This window comes from Marinobacter sp. RI1 (assembly GCF_041155085.1).
GTDB lineage: Bacteria > Pseudomonadota > Gammaproteobacteria > Pseudomonadales > Oleiphilaceae > Marinobacter > Marinobacter nauticus.
In genome coordinates, this window is sequence record NZ_AP031605.1 from 2,457,529 (window position 1) to 2,474,690 (window position 17,162).

Sequence of the window (17,162 nt, forward strand, 5' to 3'; positions counted from 1 at the left end):
TCACGCACCTCCTTCTTCGGGCGTCGCGTGTTCAGCTCGGGACTGACGCCATTCGACAAATGCTTTTGCAATCAGTGTCAGGATGGCGATACCGGCCAGCAGCGAGGCGCTGGCAAAAGCCCCGACAATGTTGTAATCCTGATAAAGCAGTTCAACATGCAGCGGTAAGGTATTGGTTTCTCCGCGAACATTACCGGATACCACCGAGACCGCGCCGAATTCACCCACGGCCCGGGCGTTGGTCAGCACCACCCCGTAGATCAATGCCCACTTGATATTAGGCAGCGTGATCTTGCGAAAAATCCGCCAGCCGGAAGCGCCCAGTACCACGCCGGCTTCTTCCTCCTCGCTGCCTTGTTGCTGCATCAAGGGGATCAGCTCTCTGGCCACAAACGGACAGGTTACGAATACCGTGACCATCACGATGCCGGGCCAAGAGAACATCAGCTGAACGTCGTAGTTGCTTAGCCAACTGCCCAGCCAGCCGTTCCGGCCATAGAGCAGCAGGTACAGCAGACCGGCAACAACCGGTGATACCGCAAATGGAATATCGATCAGGGTGATCAACAGCTTGCGCCCGGGAAAACGGAACCGAGTAACCGACCAGGCGAGGGCAGTCCCGAAAACCAGGTTGAGCGGCACCGTGAGTGCGGCCACAAACAGAGTCAGGCCGATGGCATCCAGGGTGTATTCATCCAGGACATTGCCGGCAAAAGCGCTCCAGCCTGTGCTCAGTGCCTGTGTAAAGATCACCACGACCGGAATCACCAGCATGATCAGGGTGATCGAGAGGGCCAGCCCGATCAGGCTGCGGCGCACCCAGGGTTGGTCACCAATACGGCGGCTTTGCGCGGCCATCTATCGACCCTCCAGCCTGCGCAGGTATCGACCCTGCCAGAGGTTGATGGAGAACAGTAGAATCAACGACGCCAGCAACACCAGCGATGCGATAGCACTGGCGGCCGCGTAGTCATACTCCTGCAGACGGATGAAGATCATCAGGCTGGTGACTTCGCTGACATAGGGCGTGTTGCCGGCGATAAAGATAATCGCACCGAACTCTCCCAGGCTCCGCGTGAAGGACAACGCGATTCCGGTTACCAGGGCGGGCCAGAGTGATGGGAATATAACCTTGCGGAACACGCGCCCGTCAGACGCTCCCAAACTAACGGCGGCTTCTTCATCGGCTGGCGACAGCTCTTCAAGCACCGGCTGCACTGTACGCACCACAAACGGGATACTGGTGAAAGCCATGGCCACCACGATGCCCAGCGGCGTAAACGCAACCTCTACACCGATTTTGGCCAGCCATTGGCCGTACCAGCCATTCTGGGAAAACAACGTTGCCAGGGTGATGCCGGCAACAGCAGTCGGCAAGGCAAAGGGCAGGTCGACCACGGCGTCGACAATACGCTTGCCCGGAAACTCATAGCGCACCAGCACCCAGGCCAACAGCAACCCGAACAGGCCATTGAACAGTGAAGCTGCCAGGGCCGTCCATAACGTAACCTTGTAGGACTCCACCACGCGCGGATCGGTGATGGTGAACCAGAACTGGTCCCAGGTCATACCAGAGGTTTCGACAACCAGCCCGGTCATCGGCAGCAGTAACACCAGGCTGACGAAAAACAGAGAAATGCCGAGGCTCAGACCGAACCCCGGCAATACCCGTTTGTTACGACGACCAAGGCGCCGCACGGGGGCGACGCCTGCTTGAGCGGAGGTGGGCATAGCTTCCTCTTACCGGCGCCGCTGCAACTGGTCCAGCTTGCCGCCACTGCTGAAATGGGTACTCATGGCGTTTTCCCAGCCACCGGCAATCTCTTCGATGGACAACAGTTTCAGTTCCGGGAAGCGATCGGCATTCTCGGCTTTCACGGCGTCGTTGTGAACACGGTAGTTGAAGCCTGCCAGCAGGCGCTGGGAGTCTTCGGTATAGAGGTGCTCCAGGTACTCCTTGGCCAGCTCGGCGGTGCCATTCTGTTCAACGTAGTCGTCAATCCAGGTCACCGGGAATTCGGCCAGGAAGCTTACCTTCGGCGTAACAGCCACGTATTCACCGTTCTCGAAACGGTCTGCAATGTTCAGAACCTCCGACTCGAAGGTCAGCAGGACATCGCCGATGCCGCGCTCAACGAATGTGGTGGTGGCACCACGACCGCCGCTGTCAAAAACGCGTACCTGACCGAGCAGGTCCGCCATGAACTGATCAATCTTTTCCTGATCGTCGCCAAACTGATCCTGGGCGTAGCCCAGAGCGGCCAGGTAGGTGTAACGGCCGTTTCCGGAGGTTTTCGGGTTCGGCATCACCAGTTGAACGTCTTCGCGGATCAGGTCGTCCCAGTTCTGGATATTCTTGGGATTACCCTCACGCACCAGAAACGCCATGGTTGAGTAGTAGGGCGAACTGTTGTTCGGCAGGCGATCGGCCCAGTCTTCAGGAATCAGGCGACCGCGCTGGTGCAGGATGTCGATGTCGGTAACCTGGTTGAACGTTGCAACATCGGCTTTCAGGCCCTGGATAATGGCCTGTGCCTGCTTGGATGAACCTGCATGGGACTGTTTGATTTCGACCGTTTCGCCGGTTTTTTCCTGCCAGTGCTTTTTGAACTCTTCGTTGTAGGCAGCGAACAGTTCGCGAGCGATGTCGTAAGAGGTGTTGAGCAGCTCCCGGTCTGCAGCCAGTACCGGTTGGGCGGAGAGCAGGGCGGCGCCGAGCGCGATTCCCTTGAACAGTTGCTTCATAACGAGCTCCTCAGAATGATGGTTCTAATCTGAGGAGCAATCTAACAAAAGGTTTTAAGAACGAAAAATATTAAAAATAAATATTAAAAGGCTTGTTTGGCATATAGGGGTCGGTAATTAGTAGCGTAGCAGTGCCGATCCCCAGGTGAAGCCGCCGCCAAAGGCTTCCAGCAGAACTACCTGTCCACGCTGGATTCGACCATCGCGGACGGCTTCATCCAGCGCCAACGGGATGGATGCCGCCGACGTATTGCCATGACGATTGACAGTCACCACCACCTGATCCATCGGCATGTCCAGCTTGCGGGCCGTGGCAGCGATAATCCGTAAGTTGGCCTGGTGCGGAACCAGCCAGTCGATCTCGGATTTCTGCATCTGGTTGGCTTCCAGGGTTTCATCGACAATCCGGCCGAGCGTGTTCACCGCCACCTTGAAGACTTCGTTGCCTTTCATTTCCACAAACGCCTGGCCGGCTTTTACCGCATCAAAATCGTTAGCGATACCGCAGGGTACGTGCAGCAACTCTTCATACCGGCCATCGGCGTGGAGATGAGTAGACAGAATGCCGGTCTCCTCACTGGCCTCGAGCACAACCGCACCGGCGCCGTCGCCAAAAAGCACGCAGGTGGTGCGGTCTTCCCAGTTAAGGATGCGGGAGAACACCTCCGCGCCGATCACCAGCGCCTTTTTACTTGAACCGGTACGAATGAACTTCTCGGCAGTGGCCAGGGCATAGACGAAACCGCTGCATACCGCCTGGATATCAAAGGCAGGGCAGCCCTGAATGCCGAGCCGGGCCTGCAGGATACAGGCGCAACTGGGGAATACCTTGTCTGGCGTGGTGGTGGCAAAAACAATCAGATCAATATCGGTAGTTTCAATGCCGGCGGCTTCAATGGCGTTCAGGGCCGCTTGCTCAGCAAGATCCACCGTGCTTTGTCCGGGCAGGGCAATATGCCGTTGCTCGATACCGGTGCGTTCGCGAATCCACTGGTCAGAGGTTTCCACCTTCTGTTCCAGGTCGCGATTGGTAACGATGTTGTCCGGCAGATAGGAACCGGTTCCGGCAATGCGTGCAAAGGTCATGGACAATTTCCAGGGGTTTATAGGGTAACGATAGACCCATGCTAAACCTTTGCAACCGGATTGGTTATTAGCGGATTGTCAAAGACTGCCCGGGCGACACATTGGTCACCCGGGCAAGGGGAGGGAGATCAGCCTTCTTTCAGCGTTTTCATATCAATGACGAAGCGATACTTCACATCGCCTTTCTTCATGCGAACGTAGGCTTCGTTGATGTTGCGGATATCCAGCATCTCGATATCACAAGTGATGTCATGCTCCGCACAGAAATCCAGAACTTCCTGGGTTTCCGGCATACCACCAATGAGAGAGCCAGCCACCACACGGCGTTTGGTCACCAGCAGGCCGGCCTGAAGGGCGGGCTCAATTGGTGTGAGCAAACCCACAAGGATATGCGTGCCGTCGTACTTGAGGCATTTCAGGTACGGATTGAGATCGTGGGCCACCGGAATGGTGTCGAGCAGAAAATCGAAAGAATCGGCGGCGGCTTTCATCTGCTCCTTGTCGGTGGAGATGATGACGTGGTCCGCGCCCTGCTTCTTCGCTTCCGCCACCTTCGCTTCTGAGCGAGTGAAAATTGTGACTTCGGCGCCCAGCGCTTTGGCAAATTTTACGCCCATGTGGCCGAGGCCACCCATACCGAGCACGCCGACCTTGTGGCCTTTGCCGACCTTGAAGTGCTTGAGTGGAGAATAGGTGGTGATGCCCGCGCACAGAATGGGAGCCGCACTGGCGGGGTCCAGTTTTTCCGGAACCCGGACCACAAAGCGTTCGCTGACAACAATGCGCTCGGAATAGCCACCGTGGGTGACCGAGCCATCGTGGCGATCCAGGCTGCCGTAGGTCATGGTGGAGCCTTCAATGCAGTACTGCTCCAGTCCGGAGTCGCAGGCGGAGCAACTGCGACAGCTGTCTACCATGCAGCCCACGCCCACCAGGTCGCCGGCTTTGAAGTGACTGACCTCTGGCCCAACGGCGGTGACCCGGCCAACAATTTCGTGGCCCGGAATGACCGGATATTTTGATCCCCCCCAATCATTTTCAACGGTGTGGAGGTCACTGTGGCAGACACCGCAGTAGTCGATCTCGATCGCTACATCGTCTGCACGGAGCTCCCGGCGATCAATGGCGTAGGGGGCCAGGCCGGAATCCGGGGCAGTGGCGGCGTATGCTTTGGTAGTGGCCATTCGTTCACTCCTTTTCAGTTTTAGAACAAGGATCACGGTTCTGTCGCAGCAGGACAGTTACCTTGTGTTACTCAGTACATTTCAATTGTAACCTACGTATTCCACACCATCAGGGATGACCAGATGACAAACACGCAATCTCTCAAAGCTGTGTGGCTGGCGGGCGCAATCGCGCTGGGCGCGGGCCTGGTCAGCGGTTGTATGCCGGGTACCATTGCCACCGGCGTTGGCACCGGTTTTGTGTATGAGCAGAAACAGGACCACAAGCACCGCCATGAAGTGGAGCGGGCGGTGGATCAGTACGTCGAAGACCACGCCAACTCTCCGTGCAGGCACGGGGAAGACCGGGTAATGGAGTCTGCGGCAGAGATTCTCAAGGAATACCGGTTAACCGGTTTGAACGAAGTGCTGGGCCGACTGGACAAGATCTATCAGGATGAAAGTCAGCCGGATCATATCCGGGCCGGTGCCCTGTACAACATGGCGGTGTTGCAGTCGCGCCGCAAGGAACCCAACAAGGTGCTCGCGCGGGAGTACTTCAAGCGCCTGTATGTAGAATTTCCCAACGAGTATCGCTGCATCTTTGAAGAATCAGACTGGCGGGATTCAATGATTGAACAACAGTTGCTGCTGCCCGGCGAGACGGTTGAATCCTTCCTGAGAGATGCGAAAGCCGATGTGGAGCGCATGAAGCGGCAGGACTGAGCCTGCCGCCTTCAATATCAGGCTATCCAGCCGAAGAAGAAATCAAACAGCCAGGAGAAGAAGCCGCCGCTGCTCTGTGGGCGCGGTTCGGCCTTTGCTTCCTGGTTAGCAACCGGCTTGCTGGTGTTTGCCACTGGCGCATCAACAATCACGGGTTCCGGTTCTTCTTCAACAACGAGCGGCTCGTCCGGGCCCGCTGCGGTGGGCTCGGTGGGCAGTTGGGCGATCAGCTCGTCGTTATCGCCAGTGGTTACTTCGACCTCCTCTGCCGGCTCCTGAGTTTTGGTGACGGGCGGTTGATTACTTTCGGAAACGGATGAAGAAAGCTCCATAACATTCTGTTCTGGGGTGTTTTCATCCGGATTTGGTTCAGGGTTTTCTGCAGGGAGCGATTGTTCTGCCAGCTCCACGGCCGCCACCTGATTTTCTCGCGGTTCCGTAGTATCCACGACCTCCGGCTCGACGGTTTCTGGTTCCGGCTCCTGAATTTCGGGGGCCGGTTCCGGCTTGGGCTCAGGTGCGACAGCGGCCACGGAGCGGGCGGGAGGCCGAGAGTTTGCGGCAAGCCCGAGCTGATCGCGAGCGGCAGACCGGGAAGCGACAGAATTGCTCTGGATCGTCAGGGTCGGAGCCGCCTCCACACCAAGGGATTTGAGCGTGGCTGAATCCAGATTTCCGCTTGCTGAGAGCTCGGGGCGATCGGACTGATACTGACGAATGGCAGTTCGCAGCTTGGAGTCTATCCAGCCGTCGGCCGTGCCGATATCGTAACCGGACCCATAAAGCGCATTTTCCGCAGCAAAGACGGTATGGGTGGGAGAGGCTGCCTGGGCCCAGCCACAGATGGCAAGGCTTGAGACAACAGCCAGGCTTTGCGCGGCGGTTTTGCGGCGTCCCTGCAACGGTGAGCGTTTCATGGCGAATCCCTCCAGAGGCTCTTTGGTATTATTGTTTACATATTGTTACCGAGTGTCTTCACGGTATCAGGGATTAATAGTTGCGCCTATGAAGTGGTTAACAAGTTGGCGCAAGGTGCCCGTAGGATGTTGCGGGGGTTGCTGGTATTGTCACAACCCATCAGACACAGAACGGGCAGAGCGCCCCGGTAGTTTTGGCAGGCCAAGCATGCAAAATCTCGATTATCGCGTTATACAGCAGGCCATTGACTGGCTGGAGCAGGGGCACACGATCTGGCTGTGCACCGTGTTATCCACGTTCGGCTCTTCCCCCCGGGAACCTGGAGCGATGATGGTAGCGAAAGGCGACGGAGCGCATGTGGGCTCATTGTCCGGCGGCTGTGTTGAAGAGGATTTCCTGGATCGACTGATGCAGGGGGAATATACCTTGTCATCCGTTGTCATTAGATATGGTGGCGCCAGCGAGGAAAACAGGAATCCAAGCGTAAAGCTGCCCTGTGGGGGTGCATTGGAAGTACTGGTGGAAAAGCGATCTCCGGAGTCACCTTTTGTCGATCAGCTGCGGACACTGTTGAATGGGCTTTCAAATGGTGAAGCCCTGGAGCGGGAAGTAGACCTGGCTCGTGGTAGCGCCAGCCTCAACCCTGTCGATGATCACGGCAGCCGAGTCGTTTGGGAGCAGGGAAGCGAGACCATAAAGATTGTCGTCGCACCCGTCGCACAATTGATCCTGGCCGGATATTCAACAGTAGCGGACGCCTGCGCCCGGTTTGCTCTGGGTCTGGGTTATGAGGTGGTACTTTGCGACCCACGGGAAGACATTGCAGGCACACTCGATTTGCCCGAAGGTGTCGAGTTTATTGCTCAGCTGCCCTCCGTATACCTCGGCAAAGACGGTGTCTGTACGCCCTCGACGGCCGTAGTGGCCACCACGCACGATCCAAGGATTGATGACCTGGCGATGATGGCCGCGGTCAAAACGCCAGCGGGCTATATTGGTGTCATGGGCTCAATGCGCACCTCAAAAGCCCGGGCGGAACGGTTGAGGCGCAGTGGTGGGCTCACTGAGGCCGAGATTCAGCGTATTCATATGCCGGTAGGACTGGATATCGGCAGCAAAACACCGGCCGAGATTGCCCTGTCGATTATGGCAGATGTGGTTCGTGCCCGGCGCCAGTTATCCCGGGCGGTCAGCTAACGCTCTCGGTTCTCGGGTTTCGGGGGTAGTACCGGTCGGGTAGCCGCTCGATGTGTGGGAAAAACCGGGTGTCCTTGTAGGGCATCTTCATATATCCGGACACGCCAAGCCCGGTAATCTGCTCTACCGCAGACAGGATCTCGCCCAGCAGTTCCCGGAATTCCGGTTCCCGCTCAGGATCCAGCAGCCGGTAATGACTGTGGATCTTCAGGTGCCGGGGCAGGGCTTCGAAGATGATCATACCGGTGTGGTGAATGTCGTTCAGACGTTCCAGTGCCCGGATAATCGTCTCGGGCAATACCAGGAATTCTTCCGGGTCGGGCCCATCCTCAAAATAGGAATGCACGCGGCTTTCATCTTCCACTTCCGGTGCTGCGCTCACTTCGTAGTGTAGATTCATGCCGGGGGAGACCAGAAACGGCTGGCCTGGGTCTTCACGATCAATGTGCAGGGTGTTACGGGCGTTGAACAGGCAGCTTTTGAATATTCCTTTGCGGTAGATGGCCTGGGCCAGGTACACCATGTTATTGACGGCCTGGACAAAGGCCGATTTCAACGTCGGATCATGCAGGTTCAGAGAGGTATCGATATAGATGCCGTCGGTTTCCCAGCGTACCGCCAGGCCACCTTCTACGGGGTAGCGTCCGAGCCGACTAACCGCCGCCAGAAACGCTTTCTCGGTTTCTCCCATGCCCTGCATGAAGTTCTTGTAGTAGCGGTCGAGCTGGACGTCGTTGACATCACTCAGGGTCTCCGGCGCGCCTTCCTCCCGCAAAAACGATTTCCGGGAACTGTAGACCACGGTATCAATTTCCTGCCCGGACGCCCGCACCCACACCGGTACCTGCGGAGTGGTCGGCCGCTCTGGCAGGTCAATCATGACCGTGCGTGCCATTCGGGGCATTTCCCGCAAGTAGTAATCACCAGCCTTGCGGCGAGTCTCCGGGTCGGGCGACAGCATGCCATCGAGCATACGGGCAAATTCCATGGGAAGCCCCAGAGACGTAGCCGGAATAGCCCGGTGGCCGAATCGACAGGATTGTGCAGAGGCGAGGGCGTACAGGGTTCCGGCGGCGCCCTGTTCATCAAAACGGGGCGAGGATAGCCCGCCGTTCAGCTGCTCCTCGCCGATAAAATAGACATCACCCAGTCTGGCATTGGTCTGCTGAAGGTTATCCGACATCAGTTCCATCACATTCGCCGTGACGAACTGTTGATTGGCATCCAGCTGGGCGAACACCGAAGACCCCCAGTCAATCAGCGCAATATTTTCAGTGCGGGCGTCAAACACCAGGTTGGACGGTTTGATGTCGCCGTGAACAATGGGGCGGCCGGCGGGCCCGTTTTCCCGGCGCAGGCAGCGCAGAATATCCGCCAGTTGGTCCGCAATTCGAATAACAAGTCGGGGCTTCAGGCGGCCTTCCTGCAGGGAGACTTCTTCCAGATTGAGCCCCGCAGCTCGCTCCATGACCAGGATAGGTTGGTTGTTGGCGCGCTGGAAGGCGATCAGTCGCGGCACTCTGGGGTGATGCACCTGCTCCAGAATGAAGGCTTCGTCTTCCAGGCGATCCTGTAGGTGCTGGGGCAGGTTGATGCGAGTGAATTTGAACACATGCTCCGGGCCTGGTGTGTCCAGGCCGGGAAAACGGCCGGCAAACACAAACCCATAGGCGCCCTTGCCAATCAGTTCAACATCCCGGTAACCCAGTTGGCGGAGCTGGGCAACGCAAAGCGCCACCCAGTCCTTGAGCTTCTTGGCATCATCGTGGCTGAGCAGGTAGATCGACTGCTCTTCCGGTATATAGAATTGCTGAAGATGCTTTTCCTGCTCCATCACAGCCCGTCAGCCCATATGCAACAGCATGGTCTGGGGCGACTCCAGATAGCTCTTCCATAGATTGCAGAACCGCGCGATGGTGCCGCCATCAATAATGCGGTGATCGCCGGCCCAGCTGATCGTCATGATCGCCCGCTCAACCACCTGACCATTGGCGTCGAAACGCGGTAGTTTCTGGGTGCGGCCCAGTGCCACAATCGCCACTTCCGGTGCGTTGATGATGGGCGCTGCGTAGGTGCCGCCCAATGCGCCGATATTGGAAATGGTGATGGTGCCGCCTTTGAGATCATCCTGGCTGACACGTCCGGAACGGGCGGCCTCAGTCAACCGGGCGATTTCCTCGGCGATACCCAGCAGGGTGAGCTGTTCAACATGCTTGACGTTGGGCACCACCAGGCCAGCTTTGCCATCTACCGCCATGCCAATGTTGCAGTGGGGCAGGTAGTGGATTTCGGTCACGTCCTCGTTTAACTGACTGTTCAATACCGGGTATTCCTGAACAGCCAGGGCCATGGCCTTCATGAAGAATGGCATGAGCGTTAGCCGGTTGCCTTTGGCTTCGGCCTCCGGCTTCAGCTGTTCCCGCAGCCTGAGCAAGTCGGTTACATCAATATCCTCACTGTAGATAAAGTGAGGGATGGTGGTTGCCGACTGAACCATAGTCCGAGCCATGGCCGCTTTCATGCCCTTGATCGGTTCCACACGGACTTGCTGGCCGCCTTCTGCCTGGCGGCGAGGCGCCGTGCTGGGTTCAGCCTGACGTTCGGCGGCGCTGGGCTCTGATTTGGGCTGCTCCAAATGCGCCAGAACATCTGCCTTAAGCACCCGGCCATCCTTGCCGGAACCGGCAATGTCGCCCAGGTTCAGCTCGTGCTCGCGCACCAACCGACGGACCGCCGGGCTGGCCGGAACCCGGGCCCGGTTGCCGGTTGCCACCGGTGTCGCTTTTGTGGGTGCGGCGTCCGCCGAAGGCCTGGATTCACTCTTTGGCTGAGGAGCCTCTTCACGATCCCGCGGGATGAAGGCAAACAGCGGTGAATGCACCCGCGCCATGGATTGCTGCTCGTGGTAGAGCTTGGTGATTCGGCCGGCCTTGGGGGCGGTGATTTCAACCATGGCCTTATCGGTCATCACGTCCACCACCGGCTGATCTTCTTCGATCTCGTCGCCCTCGGCGACGCGCCATTCAACGACCTCGCATTCGACAATCCCTTCGCCGATGTCGGGCAAAATAAAGTCTTCAGTCGCATTATCGTCCCCGCCTTGTGCGGGTTCCGTTTTGGCTACAGCTTCCGGGGCATCATTTACCTGCGACGACTCTTCAGCGCTTGCTGGTGCCGGCGCCCCGGCCTCGCCACTCTCATCCACCAGCTCGAACAGTGGGGCATGCACCTTCGCAATATCGCCTTCCCGGTAATAGAGACGGGTAACCCTTCCCTTGTAGGGTGCTGGTATTTCAACCAGTGCCTTATCGGTCATTACTTCAGCCACCGGCTGGTCCTCCTCGATGACGTCGCCTTCGGCTACCAGCCATTTGACCAGTTCACATTCCACGATACCTTCGCCGATATCGGGCAGAATAAAATCACTCATGCTTGTTCTCCTGTCCTGATATCCGCCTAGAATTCCACGCTTTCCCTGATGGCCTCGTAGACCTTCAGGTGATTCGGCAAGTGCTCCTTCTCAAGCACCAGCGGGAAGGGGGTGTCCATCCCGGTTACCCGCGCAATGGGAGATTCCAGGTACAGGAAGCAGCGCTCCTGAATGGTCGCTGCAATTTCGCCGGCAAAGCCGCCAGTGAGAGGAGCTTCGTGGGTAATCACCAGGCGCCCGGTTTTGAGCACGGAATTGGCCACGGTTTCCACATCCCAGGGCAGGATGGAACGAAGGTCAATCACCTCACAGGAAATGCCTTCCTTTTCAGCGCGCTCAACCGCCTGATCAATAACGTCCATCTGGGCGCCCCAGCCAAGAATGGTCACGTCAGTGCCTTCTTTGGTGATCTCGGCTTCACCCAGAGGCAGGCGGTAATCTTCATCTGGCACTTCGCCTACAGACGCCCGGTACAGGCGCTTGGGCTCAAAGAACAGTACTGGGTTCGGATCGTGGATGGCTGCCAGCAGAAGGCCCTTGGCCTGGTGCGGATTGCGCGGCACCACAATCTTGAGCCCCGGGGTGTGTGCGAAATAGGCTTCCGGGGATTGTGAGTGGTAAAGGCCGCCGGCAATGCCACCACCGTAGGGTGCACGAATGGTCAGGCCACCGACGTTAAAGAGGTTGCCGGAGCGATAGCGGTATTTTGCCGATTCGTTCACGATCTGATCGAAGGCCGGGAAGATGTAGTCGGCAAACTGGATTTCCGCCACCGGCACAGAGCCCTGGGCGGCCAGACCGTTGGCAAAACCGATGATGCCCTGTTCCACCAGCGGTGTGTTGAAACAGCGGGACTTGCCGTATTTCTGTTGAAGATTACTGGTAGCGCGGAACACGCCGCCAAAAACGCCCACGTCCTCGCCGAAACACAACACTTTGTCATCGGCCGCCATGGCGGTATCCAGGGCATTGTTGATGGCCTGGAGCATATTCATCTTGGTCATCTCACGCTCCTCCCTTAACGTGTTCGGCGCTCTTTGGGTACTCATCCGGATATCGACGTATGTGAGCCTTCAGTTTCTCAAACTGCTCGGCCAGCATGGGAGGTACTTCGTCGTAGACATCGGTAACCAGAGTTTCGAGGGCTGGTGGCGGACGCTTCTGCGCCCGCTTCATGGTTTCCAGCACTTCCCGGCGCATGTTTTCCTGGAACTGTTTTTCGTCGTCCTCACTCCACCATTTCTTGCTTTCCAGCCACAGGCGCATGCGCAGGATCGGGTCTTTCTCGCGCCATACCGCTTCCTCGTCTTTGCTGCGATAACCTGACGGGTCGTCGGAGGAGGAGTGGGCCGCAAGGCGGTAGCTCATGGCCTCGATCAATACCGGTCGATTGTGTTTGACGGCCAACTCCCGGGCGGCTCTGGTGGCTTCATACATGGCCAGTACGTCGTTACCGTCTACCCGGATAACGTCCATCTTGTAGCCATAGGCTCTGGGTGCTACGCCGTCGGCTGCGAACTGTTCGGCTGCGGGGGTGGAAATGGCATAACCGTTGTTCCGGCACAGGAAGATGACGGGTACGCGATGGACTGCAGCCATGTTCAGGGCCGCGTGAAAGTCACCCTCGGACGCGGCGCCTTCGCCAAAATAGGTGATGGTGCAGTGGCCGTCTCCCGCCAGCTTCTGGCCATAGGCATAGCCGGTGGCCTGGGGAATCTGGGTGGCCAGGGGCGAAGAGATGGTCATGTAATTCAGCTTTTTCGAGCCGTAGTGCACGGGCATTTGCCGGCCCTTACCGTAATCAAGCTCATTGCCAAAAAGCTGGTTCATGAATTCGTCGATGGAAAAACCGCGGTAGGCGAGGGCGCCTTGCTCCCGGTACTGCGCCATGATCATGTCGTTATCATCCAGCGCGGCGGCGCTGCCGATCACGGCGGCTTCTTCACCGGTACACTGCATGTAGAAGCTCAGACGCCCCTGGCGCTGGGCAGCAAGCATACGCTCATCGAGAATCCGGGTGGTGACCATGGCCCGGTAGATGCGAAGGGCTTTCTCTTTTTCAAGATCCGGCGCTTTGGCGCTCTTATAGAGCTTGCCGTCCTGCTTCAGGAGCTTGAACGTGGGAATACGGAATTCCGCACCATCGGTGAACGAGGGGGAATACACAACTTTCGCTTTTGTTGTTGTCATAGTCCTCTTCCTGGGGTGTTGGCCTGAGGAAACAAAACACGCCTTGTGGGCGTGTCGTTAATGTCATTGTAGACAACCTGGGGAAATCTGGTGTGGATCATTCCAGGCTTGCCTTTACCTTAACGTAAACTGTATCCATCGGGTAGACCCAGAATGCGGATTTTTATTTAACCGTGCCACACTGATGAATTTCCCGTGTTGGCCGCAAGCATGCTAACGTCAATACAGGTACTCTATTGAATGGCTTCATTAAACGGACTCTGGTGGGCAGGCATATGAATGTGATCGTGATCGGCGCAGGAATAATGGGAACCACTTTTGCCACCCTGGCGAAGGAACTGGCGCCCGAGCTGGATATCACCATTCTGGAGCGACTGGACAGCCCGGGTGCGGGCAACTCCTGGTCCTTCAACAATGCCGGCACGGGCCACGAGGCCAACTGCGAGCTGAACTATACGCCGGTGGATGGCGAGGTAATCTCGGTGGAGAAAGCCTTGAAAATCCATGCCCAGTTCAACGTTGCCAAACAGTTCTGGGCCTACCTTGTTCGAAAAGGTGCGATAAAAGAACCCACTAGCTTCATCAACCAGACCCGCCACTGCACCCTGGTTTCCGAGCCGTCCATCGAGGAACTCAAGCTACGCTTCAAGGAAATGTCCGCCCACCACTTTTTTGAGCGCATGCGTTTTTCTGAAGAGTTTGACGAGATCAAGAGCTGGATCCCCTACACCATGGACGGCCGGCCCCGGGATGAAAAAATGGCAGCAACCGTCGTGGAAACGGGAACCGATGTGAATTTCGGTGCCCTGACTGAACAGATGGCGGAATACGCGACGAAGCAGTTGGGCGTCAAAGTCGAGTATGGCGTCCATGTAAAGCGGGTGCACCGAAACCCGGCGGGGAGCTGGTTGGTAGAAACGCAAACCCGGGGCGTTGCCGTTCAGCATCGGGCCGACATACTGTTTGTTGGCGCGGGCGGGGGTGCCTTCCCCATTCTCAAGAAAAGTCATTTACCGTTTGCCCGGAGGTTCACCGGTTTTCCAGTGGGCGGACGTTTTCTGCAGGCGGAAATTACCGAAGAGCAGGCCCGCCAATATCGCGCAAAAACCTACGGTAAGGCGGAAGTTGGCGCACCTCCAATGTCGGTGCCGCATCTGGACCTGCGGGTGGCTGATGGCAGGCATTATTTGCTGTTCGGCCCATTTGCCTCATTCAAGCCCGTTCTGGAAAAAGGGCGCGGATTCATTGATTATCTGAAGGCCATGCGCCTGCACGATATCCCCGGGTTGTTGAGCGTCGCTATAGAGCATTTCCCTCTGGTGAAATACCTGGTTTCTGAGACCTTCAAAGGCGAGAAAAGCATGCTGGAGTCGCTGGAGAAATTCGCTCCGGGCCTGAGCTCCAGGTTTGACTGGACGCCTATTGAGGCGGGCCAGCGGGTTCAGATTATCAAGGACGGGGATCTGCAGATGGGCACAGAGATTATCGTTTCGAAGGATAAAACCTACGGCACAATACTTGGGGCGTCGCCTGGCGCCTCGGTGTCACCTGAGGTGATGCTGCGCGCCCTTGAGCAATTGTTCCCGACGGTATTTGCCGGAGAATCCGCCAGATCCAAGCTGAAAGAGATGTTCCCTGAGGACAATCTGGATACACTGATCAGCAATCCGGAGCGGTATCGCGAGATTCGGGACGCCGTAAACTCAGCCTTGGGCATCCAGTCAGAGATACCAGCGTAGCCAGGCGTTCTCAGGGACGAACACAAATAGTGAAAGCACTTGAACTCAAGGTTCCACCCGTTGTTCTGGTTATCCTTTTCGGGGCGGCCATGTGGGCTATTTCGAGGCTGTTGCCGTCTGGCTACTTTACGGTTCCGGGCAGGCTGATTCTTTGTACCCTCATGGTCCTGGCTGGCGCAGGTATTGCCCTGGCCGGCGTTCTGGCATTTCGTGCAGCAGGCACCACCGTGGACCCTCGTACGCCTCATCAGTCTGCCAGCCTGGTGGTTGACGGGATTTACCGTTACACCCGCAATCCCATGTACCTCGGATTTCTGCTGATGCTTATTGCGTGGAGCCTGTATCTGGGCAGCGTATTTGCCGCGTTGTTACTCCCGCTGTTCATGCTGTACATGAATCGCTTCCAGATTAAACCCGAGGAACGTCATATGCGGGCATTATTCGGGGACGATTACACCCAGTACACCTCACGTGTTGGGCGATGGTTCTAACCGGGGATCGGCATATCGCCGGGCTGCACATGTAATGACATCAGGCAAACCAAGATACCAAGTTCTCGAGGCATCTCTGCGCGAAGGCATACTGTCGGGGCGGTGGCGGCCTGGCGAACGGATACCTTCAATAAGAAAGCTGTGCCAGAACCATAGCCTTGCCAAAATTACCGTTCAGCACGCACTGCAGCGTCTTGAAGCGCAGGGGTTGGTCGAGGCTCGTGAACGCAGTGGCTTTTTTGTGTCTGTGGCGCCAAACCGATTTGAGAGCCCAAGTCATCCTGTAACGCTGGAAGCGCCTCAGCCCGTATCCGTCAGTCAGGTTTTTCAGGACATTATGAGCCGAAGTGCGGCTTTCGATCTGCTACCGGGCTCCGACAAAAACGACGTACCTGCTGGCATCGTGCAGCTGAATCGTTCTATTTCCCGGGCATTGAGGCGCCAGCGCGGAGACTTTCAATACTATGACGAGCCGGCAGGAGACCCTTCGTTACGGCAACAGATAGCACTGCGGGCGGCAAAACGTGGTTGGCAGGCAGAAATAGATGAGCTTTGCATCACGTCTGGTTGCCAGCAGTCACTGTTTCTTGCACTGATGGCGGTATGCCAACAGGGGGATGTCGTTGCGGTTGAAGCACCTGGTTTCTATGGCGTTCTTCAATTGCTGGAACAACTGGGGCTTCAAGTAGTAGAAATTCCGGCATCGGCAGAAACGGGACTGGATGTCGGTGCTTTTGAGCAAATATTGCAGCGTTGGGACATCAAAGCCTGCGTGGTCTCTCCGTCGTTTGCTACCCCCACTGGCGCTTCAATGCCACTGCATGCCCGAGCACATCTGATAGAGCTCGCAGAACGCCATGATCTGGCCATCATAGAAGACGACATATACGGCGAGTCTGGCTGGCTGGTCGTGCCGGATACACTGAAAGCCGTCGACCACTCGAACAGGGTCATCCACTGTAGCTCACTTTCCAAAGTGCTTTCCCGGGACCTGCGTTTGGGCTGGATATCCGGAGGGCGATGGCACGACGACATCGTTCGGCTGAAGCTTACATCACAGCTTGCCAGTAGCCGGTTCATTCAGCGCGGTGTTGCAGATTTTTTCGCGGATGGCGGGTATGCGGCCTACCTGCGGCGATACCGCCAGCAACTGCAGCAACAGCGAGACCAGTTGCTCGATTTGCTGGGTACATGGTCTGTCCCGATTCGGGCGACTTCTCCGGCAGGAGGGTTGGCTCTGTGGCTTGAATTGCCAGAGCAGGTTGACACCATAAAGCTATACAACCGCGCCTTGGACGAGGGTATCGTGATCACTCCCGGTGAGCTCTTTTCGATGTCCGGGAAATTCTCAAACTGTTTGCGGCTCAGTTTTGCGCACCCCTGGACGAGAGCCAGAGCTGAGGCATTAATGCGGCTCCCCAGTCTGATGGCCTGACACAACCCCTCATCTGTCCCTATCAATTTCTAAAAATGTGGT

Annotated in this window: 15 protein-coding genes and 1 pseudogene; 6 read left to right on the forward strand and 10 right to left on the reverse strand. The window is 57.0% G+C overall.

Going from position 1 to position 17,162, the window contains the following annotated elements:
* The 5 genes from cysW to ACAM27_RS11065 all read right to left on the reverse strand — a co-directional run bounded on the left by cysW (window position 1) and on the right by ACAM27_RS11065 (window position 5,015).
* Window positions 1-858: a sulfate ABC transporter permease subunit CysW gene (gene cysW, locus ACAM27_RS11045; RefSeq protein WP_369611944.1), complete on the reverse strand. Its 858-nt coding sequence runs from the start codon at window positions 856-858 to the stop codon at window positions 1-3.
* Window positions 859-1,731 (reverse strand): sulfate/thiosulfate ABC transporter permease CysT, encoded by an 873-nt coding sequence (cysT, locus tag ACAM27_RS11050; RefSeq protein WP_011784864.1) that lies wholly within the window; start codon window positions 1,729-1,731, stop codon window positions 859-861. It lies immediately after the preceding gene.
* Between the two features lie 9 nt (window positions 1,732-1,740).
* Window positions 1,741-2,745, reverse strand: a complete 1,005-nt coding sequence (gene cysP / locus ACAM27_RS11055; protein WP_224848220.1) for a thiosulfate ABC transporter substrate-binding protein CysP — start codon at window positions 2,743-2,745, stop codon at window positions 1,741-1,743.
* Between the two features lie 117 nt (window positions 2,746-2,862).
* Window positions 2,863-3,831, reverse strand: a complete 969-nt coding sequence (locus ACAM27_RS11060) for a beta-ketoacyl-ACP synthase III (protein ID WP_153740124.1) — start codon at window positions 3,829-3,831, stop codon at window positions 2,863-2,865.
* A gap of 128 nt (window positions 3,832-3,959) precedes the next feature.
* Window positions 3,960-5,015 carry an NAD(P)-dependent alcohol dehydrogenase gene (locus tag ACAM27_RS11065; RefSeq protein ID WP_023010237.1) on the reverse strand — a complete coding sequence of 352 codons (1,056 nt, stop codon included), beginning with the start codon at window positions 5,013-5,015 and terminating at the stop codon, window positions 3,960-3,962.
* 123 nt (window positions 5,016-5,138) lie between these two features.
* On the opposite strand from ACAM27_RS11065, the gene ACAM27_RS11070 reads away from it, so the two are divergent.
* Window positions 5,139-5,720, forward strand: a complete 582-nt coding sequence (locus ACAM27_RS11070; protein ID WP_014421625.1) for a hypothetical protein — start codon at window positions 5,139-5,141, stop codon at window positions 5,718-5,720.
* A 17-nt stretch (window positions 5,721-5,737) separates the two neighbouring features.
* Here ACAM27_RS11070 and ACAM27_RS11075 read toward each other — a convergent pair whose 3' ends face one another.
* Window positions 5,738-6,637 (reverse strand): peptidoglycan-binding domain-containing protein, encoded by a 900-nt coding sequence (locus tag ACAM27_RS11075; protein ID WP_369611945.1) that lies wholly within the window; start codon window positions 6,635-6,637, stop codon window positions 5,738-5,740.
* 208 nt (window positions 6,638-6,845) lie between these two features.
* Between ACAM27_RS11075 and ACAM27_RS11080 the strand changes: the two genes are divergently transcribed.
* Window positions 6,846-7,835, forward strand: coding sequence for an XdhC family protein (locus ACAM27_RS11080; protein ID WP_369611946.1), 990 nt, complete (start codon window positions 6,846-6,848; stop codon window positions 7,833-7,835).
* Here ACAM27_RS11080 and ACAM27_RS11085 read toward each other — a convergent pair.
* From ACAM27_RS11085 to ACAM27_RS11100, 4 genes are read right to left on the reverse strand one after another with little or no spacing between them, the layout of a single operon-like run.
* On the reverse strand, window positions 7,828-9,669 hold the full coding sequence (locus ACAM27_RS11085) for a protein kinase (protein ID WP_121206422.1): 1,842 nt from the start codon (window positions 9,667-9,669) through the stop codon (window positions 7,828-7,830). The two genes, ACAM27_RS11080 and ACAM27_RS11085, sit on opposite strands and share 8 nt — an antisense overlap.
* A 9-nt stretch (window positions 9,670-9,678) precedes the next feature.
* Window positions 9,679-11,265, reverse strand: coding sequence for a dihydrolipoyllysine-residue acetyltransferase (locus ACAM27_RS11090; protein ID WP_369611947.1), 1,587 nt, complete (start codon window positions 11,263-11,265; stop codon window positions 9,679-9,681).
* Window positions 11,266-11,291: 26 nt separating this feature from the next.
* Window positions 11,292-12,269 carry an alpha-ketoacid dehydrogenase subunit beta gene (locus ACAM27_RS11095; RefSeq protein ID WP_022992373.1) on the reverse strand — a complete coding sequence of 326 codons (978 nt, stop codon included), beginning with the start codon at window positions 12,267-12,269 and terminating at the stop codon, window positions 11,292-11,294.
* A 1-nt stretch (window position 12,270) separates the two neighbouring features.
* Entirely contained in the window at window positions 12,271-13,455 is a 1,185-nt protein-coding gene (locus ACAM27_RS11100; RefSeq protein WP_369611948.1) for a thiamine pyrophosphate-dependent dehydrogenase E1 component subunit alpha, read from the reverse strand.
* Between the two features lie 275 nt (window positions 13,456-13,730).
* Here ACAM27_RS11100 and ACAM27_RS11105 point away from each other — a divergent pair, with 275 nt between their 5' ends.
* The 4 genes and pseudogenes from ACAM27_RS11105 to ACAM27_RS11120 all read left to right on the forward strand — a co-directional run bounded on the left by ACAM27_RS11105 (window position 13,731) and on the right by ACAM27_RS11120 (window position 17,120).
* Window positions 13,731-15,194, forward strand: coding sequence for a malate:quinone oxidoreductase (locus ACAM27_RS11105; protein WP_369611949.1), 1,464 nt, complete (start codon window positions 13,731-13,733; stop codon window positions 15,192-15,194).
* Window positions 15,195-15,223: 29 nt separating this feature from the next.
* A complete protein-coding gene (locus tag ACAM27_RS11110; RefSeq protein ID WP_369611950.1) occupies window positions 15,224-15,685 on the forward strand; it encodes an isoprenylcysteine carboxylmethyltransferase family protein in 462 nt (153 codons plus the stop codon).
* Between the two features lie 34 nt (window positions 15,686-15,719).
* Window positions 15,720-15,917: pseudogene (locus tag ACAM27_RS11115) on the forward strand (GntR family transcriptional regulator); the annotation flags it as partial.
* Window positions 15,918-16,022: 105 nt separating this feature from the next.
* Window positions 16,023-17,120, forward strand: coding sequence for a PLP-dependent aminotransferase family protein (locus tag ACAM27_RS11120; RefSeq protein ID WP_369612877.1), 1,098 nt, complete (start codon window positions 16,023-16,025; stop codon window positions 17,118-17,120).
* Window positions 17,121-17,162 lie beyond the last annotated feature (42 nt).

What these genes read in the sequence shown, in the direction of transcription:
- cysT (WP_011784864.1), bottom strand. Translation starts at nt 1,731, where the DNA reads ATGCCCACCTCCGCTCAAGCAGGCGTCGCCCCCGTGCGGCGCCTTGGT.
- ACAM27_RS11100 (WP_369611948.1), bottom strand. Translation starts at nt 13,455, where the DNA reads ATGACAACAACAAAAGCGAAAGTTGTGTATTCCCCCTCGTTCACCGAT.
- cysW (WP_369611944.1), bottom strand. Translation starts at nt 858, where the DNA reads ATGGCCGCGCAAAGCCGCCGTATTGGTGACCAACCCTGGGTGCGCCGC.
- ACAM27_RS11075 (WP_369611945.1), bottom strand. Translation starts at nt 6,637, where the DNA reads ATGAAACGCTCACCGTTGCAGGGACGCCGCAAAACCGCCGCGCAAAGC.
- ACAM27_RS11070 (WP_014421625.1), top strand. Translation starts at nt 5,139, where the DNA reads ATGACAAACACGCAATCTCTCAAAGCTGTGTGGCTGGCGGGCGCAATC.
- ACAM27_RS11105 (WP_369611949.1), top strand. Translation starts at nt 13,731, where the DNA reads ATGAATGTGATCGTGATCGGCGCAGGAATAATGGGAACCACTTTTGCC.
- ACAM27_RS11085 (WP_121206422.1), bottom strand. Translation starts at nt 9,669, where the DNA reads ATGGAGCAGGAAAAGCATCTTCAGCAATTCTATATACCGGAAGAGCAG.
- ACAM27_RS11120 (WP_369612877.1), top strand. Translation starts at nt 16,023, where the DNA reads ATGAGCCGAAGTGCGGCTTTCGATCTGCTACCGGGCTCCGACAAAAAC.
- ACAM27_RS11060 (WP_153740124.1), bottom strand. Translation starts at nt 3,831, where the DNA reads ATGACCTTTGCACGCATTGCCGGAACCGGTTCCTATCTGCCGGACAAC.
- ACAM27_RS11090 (WP_369611947.1), bottom strand. Translation starts at nt 11,265, where the DNA reads ATGAGTGATTTTATTCTGCCCGATATCGGCGAAGGTATCGTGGAATGT.
- ACAM27_RS11095 (WP_022992373.1), bottom strand. Translation starts at nt 12,269, where the DNA reads ATGACCAAGATGAATATGCTCCAGGCCATCAACAATGCCCTGGATACC.
- ACAM27_RS11080 (WP_369611946.1), top strand. Translation starts at nt 6,846, where the DNA reads ATGCAAAATCTCGATTATCGCGTTATACAGCAGGCCATTGACTGGCTG.
- ACAM27_RS11065 (WP_023010237.1), bottom strand. Translation starts at nt 5,015, where the DNA reads ATGGCCACTACCAAAGCATACGCCGCCACTGCCCCGGATTCCGGCCTG.
- cysP (WP_224848220.1), bottom strand. Translation starts at nt 2,745, where the DNA reads ATGAAGCAACTGTTCAAGGGAATCGCGCTCGGCGCCGCCCTGCTCTCC.